The organism is Polaribacter sp. (genome assembly GCF_965656025.1).
GTDB lineage: Bacteria > Bacteroidota > Bacteroidia > Flavobacteriales > Flavobacteriaceae > Polaribacter.
Genome location: NZ_CBFHJT010000044.1, coordinates 7,835 through 26,107 on the forward strand (window position 1 = coordinate 7,835; position 18,273 = coordinate 26,107).

The 18,273-nt window shown below is 29.1% G+C and carries 17 protein-coding genes and 2 pseudogenes; 2 read left to right on the forward strand and 17 right to left on the reverse strand.

Translation table 11 applies throughout. The annotated features are described in order from the left end of the window. Positions 1-582 (reverse strand): annotated as a pseudogene (locus tag ACTG3S_RS09370) (MutS-related protein); the annotation flags it as partial. A gap of 53 nt (positions 583-635) precedes the next feature. Further along, on the reverse strand, positions 636-2,354 hold the full coding sequence (locus ACTG3S_RS09375; RefSeq protein ID WP_439129100.1) for a DNA polymerase III subunit gamma/tau: 1,719 nt from the start codon (positions 2,352-2,354) through the stop codon (positions 636-638). Positions 2,355-2,656: 302 nt separating this feature from the next. On the opposite strand from ACTG3S_RS09375, the gene msrA reads away from it, so the two are divergent. Further along, positions 2,657-3,313, forward strand: coding sequence for a peptide-methionine (S)-S-oxide reductase MsrA (gene msrA / locus ACTG3S_RS09380; RefSeq protein WP_439129101.1), 657 nt, complete (start codon positions 2,657-2,659; stop codon positions 3,311-3,313). 20 nt (positions 3,314-3,333) lie between these two features. Here the strand turns inward: msrA and ACTG3S_RS09385 are convergent, their stop codons facing one another. Then, positions 3,334-5,538 carry an endonuclease MutS2 gene (locus ACTG3S_RS09385; RefSeq protein WP_439129102.1) on the reverse strand — a complete coding sequence of 735 codons (2,205 nt, stop codon included), beginning with the start codon at positions 5,536-5,538 and terminating at the stop codon, positions 3,334-3,336. A gap of 84 nt (positions 5,539-5,622) precedes the next feature. On the opposite strand from ACTG3S_RS09385, the gene ACTG3S_RS09390 reads away from it, so the two are divergent. Continuing rightward, the gene (locus ACTG3S_RS09390; RefSeq protein ID WP_439129103.1) at positions 5,623-6,288 is read left to right on the forward strand and encodes a uracil-DNA glycosylase; all 666 of its coding nucleotides are present in this window, start codon (positions 5,623-5,625) and stop codon (positions 6,286-6,288) included. On the opposite strand, the gene ACTG3S_RS09395 is transcribed toward ACTG3S_RS09390, so the two are convergent. The 14 genes and pseudogenes from ACTG3S_RS09395 to ACTG3S_RS09460 all read right to left on the reverse strand — a co-directional run. Next, complete coding sequence (locus tag ACTG3S_RS09395) at positions 6,272-7,285, reverse strand: glycosyltransferase family protein (RefSeq protein WP_439129104.1); 1,014 nt, start codon at positions 7,283-7,285, stop codon at positions 6,272-6,274. The genes ACTG3S_RS09390 and ACTG3S_RS09395 overlap by 17 nt on opposite strands. A 9-nt stretch (positions 7,286-7,294) precedes the next feature. Next, on the reverse strand, positions 7,295-8,155 hold the full coding sequence (locus tag ACTG3S_RS09400) for a UDP-2,3-diacylglucosamine diphosphatase (RefSeq protein WP_439129105.1): 861 nt from the start codon (positions 8,153-8,155) through the stop codon (positions 7,295-7,297). Positions 8,156-8,433: 278 nt separating this feature from the next. Further along, positions 8,434-8,574, reverse strand: coding sequence for a hypothetical protein (locus ACTG3S_RS09405; protein WP_439129106.1), 141 nt, complete (start codon positions 8,572-8,574; stop codon positions 8,434-8,436). A gap of 19 nt (positions 8,575-8,593) precedes the next feature. Continuing rightward, positions 8,594-9,454, reverse strand: a complete 861-nt coding sequence (locus ACTG3S_RS09410; RefSeq protein WP_439129107.1) for a substrate-binding domain-containing protein — start codon at positions 9,452-9,454, stop codon at positions 8,594-8,596. Next, positions 9,455-10,324 carry a nucleoside phosphorylase gene (locus ACTG3S_RS09415; RefSeq protein WP_439129108.1) on the reverse strand — a complete coding sequence of 290 codons (870 nt, stop codon included), beginning with the start codon at positions 10,322-10,324 and terminating at the stop codon, positions 9,455-9,457. It abuts the gene before it with no gap. 3 nt (positions 10,325-10,327) lie between these two features. Beyond that, positions 10,328-11,272, reverse strand: coding sequence for a DUF1835 domain-containing protein (locus ACTG3S_RS09420; protein ID WP_439129109.1), 945 nt, complete (start codon positions 11,270-11,272; stop codon positions 10,328-10,330). Positions 11,273-11,324: 52 nt separating this feature from the next. Next, on the reverse strand, positions 11,325-11,648 hold the full coding sequence (locus tag ACTG3S_RS09425) for a translation initiation factor (protein WP_439129110.1): 324 nt from the start codon (positions 11,646-11,648) through the stop codon (positions 11,325-11,327). A 76-nt stretch (positions 11,649-11,724) separates the two neighbouring features. Next, the gene (locus ACTG3S_RS09430) at positions 11,725-12,672 is read right to left on the reverse strand and encodes an isopenicillin N synthase family dioxygenase (RefSeq protein ID WP_439129111.1); all 948 of its coding nucleotides are present in this window, start codon (positions 12,670-12,672) and stop codon (positions 11,725-11,727) included. Positions 12,673-12,739: 67 nt separating this feature from the next. Next, positions 12,740-13,462 (reverse strand): DUF6048 family protein, encoded by a 723-nt coding sequence (locus ACTG3S_RS09435; RefSeq protein ID WP_439129112.1) that lies wholly within the window; start codon positions 13,460-13,462, stop codon positions 12,740-12,742. After that, positions 13,443-13,910 carry a DUF6452 family protein gene (locus ACTG3S_RS09440; RefSeq protein ID WP_439129113.1) on the reverse strand — a complete coding sequence of 156 codons (468 nt, stop codon included), beginning with the start codon at positions 13,908-13,910 and terminating at the stop codon, positions 13,443-13,445. The genes ACTG3S_RS09435 and ACTG3S_RS09440 overlap by 20 nt, the downstream gene beginning before the upstream one ends. A gap of 36 nt (positions 13,911-13,946) precedes the next feature. Next, positions 13,947-14,240 (reverse strand): 4a-hydroxytetrahydrobiopterin dehydratase, encoded by a 294-nt coding sequence (locus ACTG3S_RS09445; RefSeq protein ID WP_439129114.1) that lies wholly within the window; start codon positions 14,238-14,240, stop codon positions 13,947-13,949. A gap of 15 nt (positions 14,241-14,255) precedes the next feature. Further along, positions 14,256-15,758, reverse strand: coding sequence for a redoxin family protein (locus tag ACTG3S_RS09450; RefSeq protein ID WP_439129115.1), 1,503 nt, complete (start codon positions 15,756-15,758; stop codon positions 14,256-14,258). Between the two features lie 69 nt (positions 15,759-15,827). Continuing rightward, positions 15,828-17,282: a 23S rRNA (uracil(1939)-C(5))-methyltransferase RlmD gene (rlmD, locus tag ACTG3S_RS09455; protein ID WP_439129116.1), complete on the reverse strand. Its 1,455-nt coding sequence runs from the start codon at positions 17,280-17,282 to the stop codon at positions 15,828-15,830. Positions 17,283-17,585: 303 nt separating this feature from the next. Next, a pseudogene (locus ACTG3S_RS09460) lies at positions 17,586-18,273 on the reverse strand (DNA topoisomerase III); the annotation flags it as partial.

An 18,273-nucleotide genomic window follows, 5' to 3' on the forward strand; every position in this document is an offset into this window, starting at 1 on the left:
GTTAGTAGCTAAAATGGGAATCAATAATAAAGCAAGTATTGGATAAAAAAAGGCTAATATTGCAGATACAATAGCACCAATAGTAAGTGCAATAATAAAGCCCATATATTTTGGCTTTTCTAATTGTTTATCGTTAATTAATTCTTCTAAGTAGTATGAATTATGTGAACTTAATTTAGATAGTTCTATTTGGTAAGAGATACTTAAATCTTTATTTTCAGCAAAAAAGTTAACTAAAGAATCAAATTTTAAAAGATTTTCTACATTGCCTATTGTACGTAATTTATAGTATAAGTATTGTTCTCCAATTTTAGAAGAAGTTCTATCTATATATTTAAAAACATCATCTATATCTAAATCATTTTTAATTTTTTCTGTTAAAATATGATAGCTCTTCTTTTTATGAGAATTATTATTAAAATATTTACCAATTACAAAAAAGTTATAATGACTTTTCTTTTTTCCCTTTCCCCAATTATCTGTAAGAAAAGCCCTGTACTTTTTAAGTTTTCTTTTTTGTGAAAACTTTTTTATGAGCGCAAAAGAAATAAGTAGAAATAAAAAACCTAAAAAGTAGTTCATAAAAAAACAATTGATATTCTGTACTTATATTAGTACAAAAAAAAGTAAAATTGTTACAGATCTAACTTAAAAGTCTGACGTAACTTTTCTAATAAGGGATTTTTTTCTAAAAGTTTGTTGTATTTTTCTTGTGGAGTGTAAGCAAACTTTTTTTCTACGGTTTCATTTAGTTCTAAAACGATGTCAATTCCGTAATTATTTAATTTTTCTCTTAAAAAGTTTAATAATTTAGGTCTTCCTTTTTTAAATTGATCTTGCATTAACTTGTTAGGAACTGTGTATACAATTTTAAAATTAGCTTCTAATTTAGGTAAGTCTGCAGCAATAATAGAAGCCATACTTCTTTCTCCTTTTTTATTTAAAATGGCAGTATACTCTTTCCAAAAAAGTTGTAATTCCTTTTCTGTAAAAACATCTTTTGGGTGGTTGTCAAAATTTTCTTCAACTACTTTTTTCTTACTTTCTTTCTTTTGATGTATGCTTTTTAAAGATAAAGAAGAAGAGCGTTTTCTTGCAAAATTTAAAACAGGTTTTACAGGTTCTTTAGATGCTGTATTTGTTTCGGTTTTTAAATGCTCTTTAACAGGTGAAACTTCAGTTTTTATAACTGTATTCGATTTTACAACTGGTTGTTTTACTTGTTTTTTAGCTGGAGAAAGTGCTTGAAAAAAAGTAGCAGGAATTATGTAGTTAGCTGACTTTTTTTTTTCTCCATCAAAAGTGATAGAGGCAATTTGCATTAAGGTTAATTCTACAAGTAATCGCTGATTTTTACTAGCTCTATAGTTTAAATCGCAATCATTTGCTTTGTTAATGGCTTGCATTAAAAAAGGAATACCAGCTTTTTCTGCTTGCTTTAAATATTTCTTTTTAGCGGTATCACCAACTTCTAATAATGCAATAGTAACTTTATCTTTGGCAACTAATAAGTCTCTAAAATGACTGGCTAATCCATTAATAAAATGATGCCCTTCAAAACCTTTAGCTAAAACTTCGTTAAACGCATTTAAAACATCAGGTATTTTATTGTCTAACAATAAATCTGTCATATTAAAATACGTATCGTAATCTAAAACATTCAAATTTTCGGTTACAGCTTCTCTGGTTAAGTTTTTACCAGAAAAACTAACAACTCTATCAAAAATAGATAAAGCATCTCTCATAGCCCCATCTGCTTTTTGTGCTATAATGTGCAATGCATCATCTTCTGCTGTAATTTCTTCTCTATTGCAAATGGTTTTTAAGTAATTTTTGGCATCTAAAACACCAATTCTTTTAAAGTCAAAAATTTGACAACGAGATAAAATTGTAGGTATAATTTTATGTTTCTCAGTAGTTGCTAATATAAAAATTGCATGTGCAGGTGGCTCTTCTAAGGTTTTTAAAAAGGCGTTAAATGCAGACTGAGAAAGCATGTGTACCTCATCAATAATATATACTTTATATTTACCCGTTTGTGGTGGTATGCGCACTTGGTCTGTCAAACTCCTAATATCATCTACAGAATTGTTAGAAGCTGCATCCAATTCAAAAATATTAAAAGCAAAATCTTCATCTTCTGATAAAGCTGCATCTTGCTGATTAATTTTTTTAGCTAAAATTCTAGCACAAGATGTTTTACCAACACCTCTTGGACCAGTAAATAATAAAGCTTGGGCTAAATGATTGTTTTTTATAGCATTGTCTAACGTATTTGTAATGGCTTGTTGGCCAACAACATCCTCAAAATTTTTAGGACGATATTTACGTGCAGATACTATAAAGTGTTCCATGTATTTTTGATAAATGCTTTGTTTAGAATGAAATAAAGTAAAATACTTTAATTTTTCTCTAAAAAAGCAAGATTATTTTTTGAATTATTTAACAAAAATAACCATCTAAAGCCTTTTAAGCAAAAAGGTTTCTTAACAAAATGCTAAAGTTGTAAACAACTGTAAAATGTACCGTAAATTTGCGACTCAAGTTGTAGTTCGAAACATTATTTATTTCGAATTAAAAGTTCCGAAAATTGCGCTCTGAATGTGATGCAATGTTCTTAGCGCAATTTTTACTTTTAATCATAAAAATAATACATATGAGATATTTAAAATCTGGTTTAATAATTAGTTTAGTAGTTTTAGTAGTTGCTTGTTTTGGTTTTACTGATAAAAAAGAAAAAACTCAATTACAAGCGATGTATTTACCGCAAGACGAATATAAAACCGCTTATTTTGCAAGTGGTTGTTTTTGGTGTGTAGAGGCAATTTTTGAGAGTGTAGAAGGAGTAGAAGAAGCTGTTTCTGGTTATGCAGGAGGAAATACGCTAAACCCTACTTACAAAAAAATAGGAACAGGAAAAACAGGTCATGCAGAAACTGTTGCTGTGTATTACAATCCAGAAAAAGTAAGTTTTAATACTTTAGTAACTGTGTTTTTTGGTTCTCATGACCCAACGACTGTTAATGGGCAGCACCCAGATTATGGAACGCAATATAGGTCTATCGCATTTTATAGAAACGCCAACGAAAAGAAAATTATAGAAACACAGATTACAAAATTGAACAAAGAGGTTTACAATGGTAAAATTGCTACAGAGGTAAAAAAGTTAGACAAATTTTATAAGGCTGAAGAATATCATCAAGATTTTGAAAAGAGGAACCCAAACCAAAGTTATGTGAGGGCAGTTTCGGTGCCAAGGCTGAATAAATTTAAAAAGAAGTTTCCAGAATTATTAAAAAAAGAAGCACATTAAGTGCTTCTTTTTTTTGCCATTTATTTGGCTTTTTCTACCAATTCTATTTTGTCTACAGATGTTTTTGTGGTAAAAACACCATAATTAATTGTCACGTTTTTTCTATCTAATTTATCTATAGTTCCCACTGAATTGGAGTCTATTATTCTAACTCTATCATTCAATTTAAAAACATAAGCTGCTTTTTCTTTTGCTATTTTAACAGCTTCTTTTTTCTTTTCTTTCCGAACTTCTACTACTTTTTCTAAAACCTCTTTTTCTACATTTTTAATAACTTGTTGCATTTGTTTTTCAACAATTTTTGCTTTTTGCTTCTGCGACTTTGTCTTTGGTTTTATGGGATTTTTCTTAGCATGTTTCACTTTTTCATCAGCTACCCATTTATTAAAATTAGCATTTAGTTCTTTTTTGTTATTGGTTTGAAAGTATTTGTTTAATAGCTCGTTTGTCTTTCTACCTAAAGAAAGCATTTTTTGATTATTATCATACAATTCTTGAAAACCAGCTAATTTGGCTTGAATTTTTTCTTCTTTTTCTTGTAAACTCTCTAAATGTTCTTGTCCTTTCGTTTTTTGTTTTTCTAAGTTGTCTGAATTTTTTTGTAGCCTGCTTCTTTCTTTTTGCAGTTTAGAAATGGTTTTATCTAAACGCACTTTTTCTGTTTCTACACGTTTTTTAGCTTTGTTTATCAAACTAAAAGGAATTCCGTTTTTTTGAGCAACTTCAAAAGTAAAAGAACTACCTGCTTGCCCTATAAATAATTTATACAGAGGTTCTAAGGAACGCTCATCAAACTGCATATTGGCATTGGTAACATTCTCTAATTCGTTTGCTAACACTTTTAGGTTAGAATAATGCGTGGTAATTACACCATAAGCATGTTTGTTATAAAACTCTTCTAAGAAAATTTCTGCCAAAGCACCACCCAATTCAGGGTCAGAACCTGTACCAAATTCGTCTATTAAAAACAAGGTGTTCTCATTACACTTTCGTAAAAAATATCGCATGTTCTTTAAACGGTAACTATAAGTACTTAGTTGATTTTCTATAGATTGATTGTCTCCAATATCTGTTAGAATCGTGTCAAAAATATAAGTTTGGCTACATTCTGCAACCGGAATTAACAAACCACTTTGTAACATTAACTGCAACAAACCAATGGTTTTTAAGGTGATAGATTTACCACCAGCATTAGGCCCAGAAATAACAATAATTTGCTGTTCTTTATTTAATTCTAAAGTTTGAGAAACTGTTTTTATGTTTTGCTGATTGTTTTTTCGCCATAAAATAGGATGTACAGCATCTTTAAAAAACACTCGTTTTTCTTTGGTTATTTTAGGTAAAATAGCATGAATTTCTCTTGCGTATTTTGCTTTTGCACCAACAGTATCTGTTCTTACTAAGTAGTTTACATAGTCTTCTAACAACTCTGTAAAAGGTCTAATAGTAGCCGCCAAAGCCCTTAGTATTTTTATAACTTCTTGCTTTTCTTCGTAAACTAAATTTTGATATTCTCTACTGTAAGACAGTGTAGCTTGTGGTGCTATATAAACAATATTACCCGATTTTGAAGAACCTAATAAACTACCTGCAATTTTTCTTCTATGCATTGCAGAAACAGCCAAAACCCTTTGGTTGTCTACAACTGTTTCTTTTATATCGTCTAAATAACCAGCCGCAATTGCTTTAGATAATGCGCTAGAAAAACTTGCTCCAATTTTACCGCGTACGTTATTAATATCTCTTCTAATTTGTTTTAGTGTTGATGATGCATTGTTTTTTACTTCTCCTGAAATGTCTATAATTTTTTTAATTTCATCATCTACATAGGTGGTAAATTCTATTTTTTGAGTAAGCTCAAAAAAAGTAGGAAACTGTACCTTAAACTTTTTAAAGAATTTTATATGCTCGTTTACGGTTAAAGAAGTACTAGCTATTTTTAAAAAAGCGTCTGTTTCAATAAAACTGTTTTCTATTTTTAAACGTTTTACACTTTCTTTAATATTATCAAAACCATGATTAGGTATTCTATTTTCGCTTTCAAAAGAAGACACATATTCGTTTACCAAATGTAGTTCAATAAAAAGTTGTTTTCTGCTTGTAAGTGGTAAAATTTCTAGAACATTTTCTTTACCCAAACTAGAAATACAATGTTCTTTAACATGTTGTAAAACAGTTTTAAATTCTAAATCTTGTAGTGTTTTCTCTGAAATATTAGTCCTCAAATTTGTAATTTTGAAAATCTATAAAACCGTATAATTTTATAAATTTTATTGGGTTTAAAATTGAAGTAACAAAAATAACAAACAATGCAGGTAAAAATAGCTGATAGCTGGAAAAATATTTTACAAAATGAGTTTTACAAACCTTATTTTAAAGATTTAACTTCTTTTGTAAAAAATGAATATGAAAATTACCAATGTTACCCAAAAGGAAAAGACATTTTTGCGGCTTTTGATTTTTGTGCGTTTGATAATTTAAAGGTGGTAATTATTGGGCAAGATCCTTATCATGGACCCAATCAAGCCAATGGTTTGTGCTTTTCTGTTAAAGACGATATTGCACATCCACCTTCATTGATAAATATTTTTAAAGAAATAGCCACAGATTTAGGTAAAGAGTATCCACAAAGTGGAAATTTAGAGAAATGGGCAAAGCAAGGAGTCTTATTATTAAATGCTACTTTAACCGTGAGAGCGCATGAAGCTGGAAGCCATCAAAAACAAGGTTGGGAAACTTTTACAGATGCTGTTATTAAACAAATTTCTAAAGAAAAAGAAAATATTATTTTTTTACTTTGGGGTGGTTTTGCCAAAAAGAAATCTAAATTAATTGATAAAAAGAAACATTATATTTTAGAATCAGGACATCCAAGTCCTTTAAGTGCAAATAGAGGATATTGGTTTGGAAATCAGCATTTTTCTAAAACAAATGATATTCTGCAAGATTTAGGAATACCTAAGATAGAATGGTAGGCAAAATTGTTTGGTTAAAGTAAGGCAGCAATAATGCTTCTAAAATATCTTCTGTTGTATCTGGGTAATCTACTTCGATAACTTGATTAGATTGAATCCATTTTGCAATCTTTGGAATTCTTTTTTTACTCAATTTTCTTAAGGTTGCTACACCCATTTCTTTCAAAGCCAATGCATTACATTGTTGTTCGTATTGATTTTTCATTGGAATTACCATCAATTTTTTCTTTAAAAATAAAGCTTCTGAAGGTGTTTCAAAACCAGCTCCACATAGAACGCCACTAGCCGAAGACATACTTTTTATAAAATCGAATTCGTTAATAGGATAAATAGTAATGTTTTTTTGAAAAACTAAACTATTTACCTCTTTAGAAAAAATGTGCCACTTTACAATTGGAATCTGTGTTAATACTTTGATTATTTTATCGATTTTATAGGATGGCAAATACACTGTATAGTGCCCTTTATTTCTAACTTTAGAAACTCTTATTTTTTTTCTAATTATAGGTGTAAATGTTGCAGAGCTATAAGGTTTAAAGTGAAAGCCAAAACGAGTGCTTGAAGGCGCATAATATTTTAATATTAAACGTTCAAATTTATACTTTCCATACTTTGGTGAAGCTATGTCTAATACAGCATTTTGATGACTTAGTGAGATTATATTTATGTTTTTTAATCTTGCAGCCCAAGCAGAAACAGGTTCAAAATCATTTACAACAATATCATAATTTTGTATTGGAAGATGCTTGATTTCCTTATAAAGTCTTGATAATTTCATTTTTTTATAACTAGCCCAAAAATCGATACCTCCCTTTTTCCCAGATGTAAAATTTAACCCTTTTAATTGGTATTTAATTTTAAAGCCAAGATCAATATTGTTTTCATTTCCACTAACTAAAATATCAACATCACCTTTTTTTTGAAGTATGGGTATTATTTCTTTAGCTCTTGTTGTATGTCCATTGCCAGTTCCTTGAAGGGCGTATAAGATTCTCATAAATATATTTTAAGTTTTTTTGATATCAAATTCTTTAAGAAGTTCACTAAAGAGCAAATCGTTTTCTAATTTTTTTTCCTTCTTTTTATTCGATTTTTTCTCATAATTCATGGCAATTTTATCATTTGCATACGCGTATAAAGACCATTTGTTTTTTTTATATTCTAAAGCGGTTAAATTTTCTATCCAATCACCAGAATTCAAATAAATTGTTTTGCCTTTGGGTGTTTCTATTTCTCTTATTTCAGGTTGATGGATATGCCCACAAATTACATAATCGTAATTGTTTTCTATGGCAATGTCTGAGGCCGTCTTTTCAAAATCATTTATAAATTTTATAGCACTTTTAACACTGTTTTTAATTTTTTTAGAAAGAGATAATTTTCCATAACCCAATACTTTACAAATCCAATTTACAAAGGTGTTAAGTATAATTAAAGCATCATAACCTTTACCTCCTAATTTTGCCAACCATTTAGAATGTTGCATGGTAATATCAAAAACATCACCATGAAAAATCCACGCCTTTTTATCATTTAATGGTAGTACTAATTTGTTTAAAATTTTAAAATTGCCCAATTGAAATCCTTTAAATTTTCTTAGCATTTCATCATGATTACCAGTAATGTAATATATTTCTGTTCCATTAGATAAAAGCGATGTAATGTGTTTGATAACGCTCATATGCGACTTAGGAAAGTAACGTTTGTTAAATTGCCAAATGTCTATGATATCTCCGTTTAGAATTAATTTTTTAGGCTGAATTGTTTTCAGATAATTTAATAATTCTTTGGCTCTACAGCCGTAAGTTCCAAGATGAACATCAGAAATTACAACAATATCTAACTTACGTTTTTTTTGTTTTTTCATGATTTATAATTAAGAGAGAAAAAGATACAATTATTGTGAAATGAAACAAGATAAAGAAGATGACTAAGAAGTTTTTTATATACAAACAACAATCTATATTCTATGGTTTATCAAACATAAAAGTAAAATATTGTTTCAGCGTTATGTAAAAGTCAAATAAGTGTAAGGAAAACTTTATAAAAAAGTTTTTTTTGAGTTAACTAAATGTCAAGAAGTAAAAAAAAAATCCGCTATAAAAGAGCGGATTCATTGAATTTGAAACTAAGAAACAAACTGATTTATAATAAATCTGCTTGATTTAATGTTGTTTGATTGGTTGGTGAAACATCTGCTAAACCACAAGATTTAGAGGTGCTTCTACATGAAGAAAAACAAATTAAACCTATAATACAAATTGCAATAAATACTACTTTTTTCATTTTTTAAACTTTATAAAGGCTAAATGTACATATTTTTTATGAACTCACCTGAATTTTTCTTCTCTTCTATAACGTTAAAACGAATCATTTTATTTTGAATACGGGTAACTAAATTTTTTGTGATTGGTTTTCCGTCATTCCATTCAGTTATTTTTAGCCATTTTTGAATGTCTTCTAATTGCTGTACGTATCTTTTTGCTAAAATTTTATCAATATTTTTAAGATTTTTAAAGTCGCTAGTTTCTGCATTAATAATGTCTAAAACTTTTTTTACTTCGTTAAAATTATTTTCTAAAATTTCGTTTCTAACCGCAATTACAAAACAGGGCCATGGAGTAGGGCAGTCATCAATTCTTCTAAAAGTTCCATCGTCTACTAATGGTTTGGTAGTAAAATGTTCCCACATAAAATAATCTGCTTCACCATTTGTTAAAGCATCAATACCACCTTGTAAATTACCAATTACTTTAAATTTAAGGTTTTCTATATTCCACCCTTGGTTGTACGCATTTACAATAGCCATTAAATGAGATCCAGAGCCAAATCTACTAATAGCAATAGTGGCATGTTCTAGGTCTTTTATTTTTTTAAATGATGATTTTGCACCCACGTGAATACCCCAAATTAAAGGAGTTTTTACAAAGGTTTGTACTATTTTAGATGGATTTCCATCAGCAATATCTTTAATAATTCCTTCTGTTAAAACAATGGCTATGTCTACTTCTCCCGCTCGTAAAGCCTTACACATTTGTCCTGTTCCACCTGGATAATCTTTCCAACGCAGATTGATGTTTTCTTTGGTATATTCTTTATTTTTTAGTGTTAAATACCATGGATAATTAAAATGTTCTGGTACACCACCAACTTTTAGGTTTGTCATTTATTCAGTTAATTTTTGCAAGCTGTAAACAATTAAATCTGTAACTACTTTACCTGGGTTTTTGCTAAATGTACCATTTGCTCTGTTAGCAATAATGGCATTTACAGAACAAGCATTATGTCCTAATAATTTAGATAAACCATAAATGGCAGAAGTCTCCATTTCTAAATTGGTAATTCTATGAGAATTGTACTGAAAAGAATCAATTTTATGGTTTAAATTATCATCTTGTAAAGCCAATCTTAGAACTCTGCCTTGAGGCCCATAAAAGCCACCAGCAGTAGCAGTTATACCTGTAAAGGTTTCTGTTGAACTTAATTTGTTTTGTAACTTTTTACTATTTTCTATTATAATTGGTGCTGCTTTTTTAGTGCTCCAATGGGTATGTTTTACAAAGGCATTTTCTATAGCTGTATTAGAAATACTTTCTATCTGATACGAATGCAACATTCCATTTAAATCTAAACCATGAGAACTGATAACAAAACTATCTACAGGAATATCTGCTTGTAAGGAACCAGAAGTACCAATTCTAACAATATTTAATTCGGTTAAATTTTCTTTGGGTTTTCTTGTAGTTAAATCAATATTTACAAGCGCATCTAACTCATTCATTACAATATCAATATTATCTGGTCCAATACCTGTAGAAATTACCGAAAACTGCGTGTTTTTATAAGTGCCTGTGGTAGTTTTAAATTCTCTTTTTTGCGTTGTAAATTCAATAGAATCAAAATGTTGCGTTATTTTATCTACGCGATCTTGATCGCCAACAAATAATATATTTTTGGCAATATTTTCTGGTTTTAAATTCAAATGATAAACGCTACCATCTGGATTTAAGATAAGTTCAGATTGTTTTATAGACATTTTTTAAGTCGTTATTTGCAGTAGTTTTTCAGATTGTTTATTGTATAAAAAACGATACTTTTTTGCCCCTCCAAGATACGAATTTTCATTACGAATTTCACCATAAAAATTGGTTTCATTTTCTAAAATTCGTAGTCCTTTTTTAGAAAGTTTTACAGGATTAAAACTAGCAAATAGTTTCTGAAGTGTATCAATAGATTTAAAATATTGCAAATCTCCAAAACCATATACTTCTTGTTCTTTTAGAAGCTTACCAACCAATTGATTTTTAGATTTTAATTGATGATTATGAGCAGTTTCTAAAACAGTATTTTCAATCTTATTTAAACCATTTTTGATGGTTGGAAAACGCAATAAATGTGCTTCTATAGCTGATGCTAAGTATTTAAATGGAGATGTTGGATTGAACTTGTAAACAGTCTCTAAACGCAAAGGACTGTCTGAACAATATAATTGCCAAATATAGTCTGCATATTCAATATCATCTTGAGATAAATTAATTCTATTTTTATAATGCTCTTTAATTTCGGTTTCAGAAAGCTCACCCAAACCTTTTAATTTTGTAGTGTTTTTTATTTTACCACTACAAACCAAAGAAATAGGATATCCTTTTCTGTTTATTTTTAACCAACTAATTACGGCTAACATGTTTATTTGGCAAAACAAATCATACTCAAACCATAGCACAATTTCTTTATTTTGTTTAAAATTACAAAGGTTTCTATATTCCTTTAAAGTTAAATTGATAAAGTTTTGCTTACTAACTTTGTAGTTATTTTTAAAAAAGTCGAATCTAGTTTTCCAGAAAGATTCACTCCCAACATCTGTGTTGGTTTTTCCTTCACAGAGCATTTCTCTCCAAGTAATAAAATCTCCAGTAAATTGCAGTTTTTTTAGATAGCTTGTAGTACTATCTCCATTTGTAATATGTAAAATTGAAGCGCCCATAATAAACTGACAACGAATTTAATATATTTTTATTGTGTTGATTTTTATATTGTTAACCTCCAACACGTTTTACTTTAAAACCTTTGTTCTTTAACATATCCATAATTTTATCTCTAAAATCACCTTGAATAATAATTTTATCATCTTTAAAACTGCCACCTACAGAGAGTTTGGTTTTAATTTCTTTGGCCAAAATTTTAAAGTCTGCAGTTGCTCCAGTATAGCCTTCTAAAATAGTAATAGGTTTCCCTTTTCTTTTTTCGTATTTACAAATGATAGGATCGTCTTGTAACCAAATATTTGATTTTTCTACTTTTGGTTCAGGAGTTTCCTTATGATCTGGAAATAGGTTTTTTAATTGATCTTTTAAATCCATTTTATTGGTTGTTCGTTTATAGTTTTTGATTATTTGTTGGGATACAAACCAACAACAAACAATTAAAAACCAATAACTATTTTTTCAATCCTAGTTCTTTTAAACGTTGGTCTAAAAATTCACCAGCTGTAATATCATCAAATTGTTTAGGGTTTTCCTCATCTACACAATTTTCTAATACATCTAACTTCATTTCGCTTATTGGATGCATAAAAAACGGAATGGAATATCTTGATGTTCCCCACAATTCTTTTGGTGGATTTACCACTCTGTGAATGGTAGACTTTAATTTGTTATTGCTGTGACGAGACAACATATCTCCTACATTTATCATCAACTCATCCGGTTCAGCCATGGCATCTATCCAATCTCCTTTATGATTTTGCACTTGCAAACCTTTACCTTGTGCTCCCATTAAAAGCGTAATTAAATTAATGTCTCCATGAGCAGCAGCTCTTTCTGCACCTTTTGGTGCTGTTTTTATGGGTGGATAATGAATGGGTCTTAAAATACTGTTTCCGTTTTTGATATAATCATCAAAATACGTTTCTTTTAAACCTAAATGCAAAGCCAAAGAACGCAACACGTATTTGGCTGTTTTTTCTAGCATTTTATAGGTTTTTTTACCAACTTCATTAAACTTTGGGAGTTCTTCTACAATAACATTTTCTGGATATTCTGCAGCTCTTTTAGGATCGTCTTCTACATACTGACCAAAATGCCAAAACTCTTTTAAATCTGCTTCTTTTTTACCTTTTGCAGATTCTTTTCCAAAAGAAACATATCCTCTTTGGCCACCAATACCTGGTATTTCGTATTTTTCTTTTGTTGCTAATGGTAAATCAAAAAAGTTTTTGATTTCTGCATATAAATCTTTTACTAAAGTATCGTTTAAGAAATGACCTTTTAATGCTACAAAACCAATGTTTTCGTATGCGTGACCAATTTCGTCTATAAATTTTTGTTTTTTTGTTGTATCATCAGACAAAAAGTCTGCTAAATTTACACTTGGTATTTTATTCATTTTTATATTTTTTGCAGGTATAAACCTTGGCTAAAGTTACTAAAAAAAGAGGAATTACAAATCTGATTTATTTTTTGGTAAACGGAATTAGGTAACTTATGGTGTAATTAAACCCAAAACCAGTATTACTTTCAAAAATTCTGTTAAAACCTGGCGCATATAAAGTTTTAAAGTTGTTTTGATCTTTAACACTCATTAAAATCTTGTAAGAAATACTAAAGCTTACAAATATATTTTTTAAAGTTTCTGCTTTTACACCCAGCATAATTTCTGACCAATGTGCATTTAAGTTTGTTTCTGTTATAGGACTTGATACTGTTACAGCAGGAAAATAATTACCATTTTCTGCATCTGAAACATTGGGTGTATAGCTATTTAAAGTCTGATCAAATAAAGCAAAACCATATCTATAGCCTACAAAAATTTCATTGTTCATGTCTAACCAATTTTTATAAGCATTGTAGTTAATCCCTAAACGAATATAGTTTCCTTTTGCTGTGGAATTAGATACCATAAACTCAGCAGTGGTTTCCTCTTCGTAACCTAATTCTGCTGCTATGTATAGGTTTTTTTTAATTCTATAATCGCCTACAATTTCAAAACCAGCATAAGCTCCGTCAAATACTGCTTTGATAGGCTTGCTAATGTCGACACCTAAACGGATACCATAATTGGTTTTGTAAATAATGCTGTCTTTTTCTTTAGTTATAAGACTATCTTTAGGTTGCTCTTGCGCATAAACTTCAGCAATAACAAATACCATAAAAAGGCTAATGAAATATTTGTACATGTGCTGTGTTTTGATCATCTATATTAAGTGTAGTTGTTGGTGTAAAACCTGTAAACCAAGTATTTATGGGTGATGAGAATTCTAAATTTGAATAAACAATTTTGTAACCACAAGAACGCGAAACGTATTCTTCTTGTATATCATAAGTGATAGAAAATTGATTGATAACACCGTCTTTAGAAAAGTTATAAACGGTTTCTAAAGCATTTGGATTTAAAGGAATTACAATACTGTCTGTACTTATATTATTATATCTATCAATGGGTTCGCTATTGGCTTCTGAGTTGATAATTAAATTTTGAACTCTTTTGGGTGTTTCTCTATTAGTATCATCATAAAAACGAATAATTAATCTTGAGGTTACTGGGTTTTGTGTACAAAAATCGTCTTTTTCGCAAGCGGATAAAATAGCCACAAATAATAGTAAAATTAGAATTGTTTTTTTCACGTTTCAAATATAGGTATTAGAATTTTTTTTAGAGGATTATTCCTCTTCAACTTCTACAATTTTATTAATAGCTTCTGCCAATTTAAAATCGAGTTCTGTAACGCCATCAGCATCATGTGTGGTTAATGTAATGTCTAAGGTGTTGTAAACATTTGTCCATTCTGGATGATGGTTTAAAGCCTCGCATTCAAAAGCAATTCTGTTCATTGCAGACATGCAGTCTTTAAAATTATCAAATTCAAAATCAGTATGAATGGCATTGTCATAAAAATCCCAATCTTGTAGTTTTTCTATTCTTTTTTCTACTTCTTGATTTGTTAGTTTTTTCATTTTCTGTGTTTTAAATTATTTTTTAATCAATTTAGTTAAAATTTTTCTAGTGATTGGTTCGCTAGGTCTAAATTCAAATCCAGTTTTTACAACTTTTCCTTTTTTATCTATAATATTATAGGTTGGATACCCTGTAATATTTAAAATTTTTACCAGTTCTTTATTTTGTTCTTTGGTTATAAAATAATGTTTTCCAGAAAGATTGTATTGAGCAATGGTTGGTTTATATAATTTCTTATCTGATAAATGACATAAGTAAACAAAGTCAACTTCTTTAGAAAACTCCTTCTTTAATTGTGGTGTTGCTGTTTTAAACTGTTGTTTACAAGGCCCACACCATGTTGCCCAATTATCTATGTACACAACTTTTCCGTTGGCGTTTTTAATAATTTCATTTAAAAAAGTACTTGCATCAGTAGAAGAAAAACTTAATAATTCTGTGTCTTTTGGTAGTTTTGGGTTTTCTAAAAGTTCTTTTTTTGCAATGTAGGTTTTATCAATATAGTTTTGATAAAGTGTTTTTTTAAACGTGCTATCAATACGAGTTTTATGTTTTTGATAAAAAGATAAATCGTTGTTTGCAAGTGTAGTATTAAGTTTATCAAAAAGCAAAATTTTAAAAAAACCTGGGTTGTTTTTATACTTGAAAATTTCTTTAGAATAGATTATTGAATCTAACTTCTTAAAGGGTAAATCATACTTAGATTTTACAGTTTTTGATAAATAAGCTCCGTAATAATTAGGTAATATTGTATGAGTTTCTCTATTTACAAAACTATCTTCATCTAATAACGGAATGTCATTTATTTTATTAGTATATGAGTTTGGAAAATTATCTTGAAAAGGTTTTTCTGTGGATGTTGGTCTATAATAAAAAATAGCATACTCTAATAAAGTAGTAATTGGTTTGATATCTCTTTCAATTTCTAACCATTTTTTAAGTGATTTGGAAGGTTTGTTTTCTGCAAGAAAAGTATTGATATAATTTTTTTGTTGCTTGTAATATACACTATCTATTAATTTATAAATAGCCTCCGGATTTTTTTTGGATGAAAATGCTTTATAAAAATCACTGGAATTTAATGGATTATTCTTGAAATATTTTTTTAGTAAATTATTTTCTTTTACCAAATCTCTGTTAAAATTCAAAGAAGATACAAATGCTTTTTTTTCTTTTAATTTTCCATCAAAAGTAACTTCAATCTCCGTATTGGGTTCAACATAAATAGATGCAGCACTTTTGTAATAGAAAAAAACAACTTGGTTATATGCCGTTTTAAATTCTATTTTAAAATTACCTTCATCATCAATGGCTGTTGTATTTTCTTGGTAGGGGTCCTCTTTTAAAAAATTATAAGAATAAAGGGTTAAATTAGGTATAGAATCACTTTTAGAAAAATTTAAAATTTTACCTGTAATAGTAACTAAATTAGACTTTTCTGACGCTTCTTTTTCTTTTTTACAAGAAATTATTACAATTATTGATAATAATATTATGGCAATTAATTTCTTTTTCATGCAGTAATCTTGTTGGATTATATCCAAAAATACTAATATTTATTTTTGTACTTCAAAAAGTTCTGTTATTTAACTTTTCTCAAACAAAACCACAGTTTCAATATGGCTTGTATGCGGAAATTGATCTACCAAACTCATTTTTTTGATTTGATAACCAGCTTCTCCTAACAATTCTGTATCTCTGGCTTGTGTTGCAGGATTACAAGAAACATATACCATTCTGTCTGCATTTAAGTTGATTATTTTCTGCAATGTTTTTGGCGCAATTCCTGCTCTTGCTGGGTCTAGAATGATAGTTTTAATTCTATTTTGATATTCTGGATGTGCTATTAAAAATTTACCAACATCAGCAGCATAAAATTTTAAACCCTCAATATTATTTCTTTTCGCATTTTTTTTAGCGTCTTCAATTGCAGATGCAACAATATCTACACCCACAATTTTTGCATTTTCGCTTTTAGAAGCTACAATTTGTCCAATGGTTCCTGTACCACAAAAAAGATCCATTACTACAGTATTGTCTACTTTGCTTTTATCTTCTAAAACATATTCAACAACTTTACTGTATAATTTTTCTGCACATTTTGGATTGGTTTGAAAAAAGCTTTTCATGCTAATTTCAAAGTTTAAGCCCAACAATTCTTCTACTATTTTATCTTTTCCATATATCAATTCTAAACTACCAGAAGTAGCTATGGTTCTATCCCCAGTTTCATCATTTATGGTATGTAGTAAACCCGCTAAACGTTCTCCTAAAATATCTTTTAAAAAGTTGGCGAATTTGTTTAAATCAAACTTGTTTAAACCGTCTGAAGTTGTCACTAAGTTACATAATAATTCGTCTGTTTTAAAAGATTTACGAACTACAAAATATCGGAAAAAACCTTCTCTTTTGGGTCCGTGCCAAGGTTGTAAACCAGTTTTTTGGCAATATTCACGAATATTTTTAAGATTGTCTTCTAATTGCTTATCAAACAAACCAGAATCTTTCTCTAAATTATCGCCCATCCACCAAACACCTCGTCTTTTAAAACCTAATGTAAATTCGTCTTTATCTGTTTTTTTAGTTCTATCGTAACCAATGGCAGAAAAACCATATTCCATTTTATTTCTATAATGAAATACGTTGGGCGAGGTTACAAATTCATCAAATAAATCTTCAATATTGGCAACTTTACCAATTCTTTTAAATAAAGAAAGTGTACTTTCTTTTTTATATTGATGTTGTAAATTGATAGGTAATTGTATGTACGGTGCCCCAGGAATATCTTGAAAAGGAACTTCAACTTCATCTTTAGAAGGCTTTAAAACATCTATTAGTTTAGCTTCTGCATACTTTTTACTAGATTTTTTAATTTGCGCTTTTACCAATTGACCTGGTAAGGTGTTAGGTACAAAAACAACAAAACTACCTTCCTCAGAATGAATTCTTGCAATTCCCTTTCCGCCAAAAGCATAATCTTCTATTTTAAGTTCTAAAACTTGATTTCTCTTTACAAATTTATTTCGTTCTCTACGTGGCATTTTCTGTGTTTTGTGGATTGCAAAATTAGCAAAACTTATTGATTGAAATTAGAATTGAAATGTATTTATAGAAAATCATTTTTAGTATTCAAATTTTTATCCTAAACTTAAAAAAATATCTCAATTTCATTTCAATTCAAATGAAATAACGTGTATGTTAAAATTTAAAAGTTATAATTTTTTTTAGAAGCTATTTCGCGCTTTCACTACTCGCTTTTGCGCGAAAAGCGCAAGAGCTCAAACAGACTGTTCAATCACGGCTAAACATGTTTGCCAACTTTGGTGTTTTTGAAAAATACTTTTCTAATTACTAATAATTTCTAAAACTAATGCTTTGGTTAAGGGTTTTCCATTGGCAATTTTTTTAATGTTTTCGAACGTAAATACAAAATCGCAACCATCTTTGTAATCAGAACAACCATAAGCTGTTTTACCTTTTAAAATGGTTCCCTTTTTACATTTTGGGCAAGTTATTTTACTTTGAGACTTCTCGACTGCGCTCGAAGTGACATTAGAGTTTTTATTTCGACCTTGTGGAGAAATCTTATTTTTTGGTTCTAATTTTAAACTAAAATCATCCTCAAAACGAATTAAACCTTCTGTTTTTGTATCATTAAAAGAAAAACCTTTTAGATTGGTGGTACATCCTTTGTCTATCAATCTAATAATTTGATTTTCAGAAATCTTTTTACCATAAATTTCAAAAGGAATTTTTAAATCGCAGTTATTTTTATATTCAGAACAACCAAAAGCAGATGAGCCTTTTAGTAATTTACCTGTTTTACATTTTGGGCAGGTTTTACCCACAACTTGTTTTTTCTTTTTTTTGTCATTTCGACCTTGTGGAGAAATCTTATTATTTGTTGAGTCTTGTCGACTTAGTTTCTCTACGCTCGAACTGACAGATGAAATTCTTTTTTTAGAAGTATTAGAACGTACCTCATACACCAATTCATCCACCATTTTTTTCATATTGTTGATGAATGTTCCA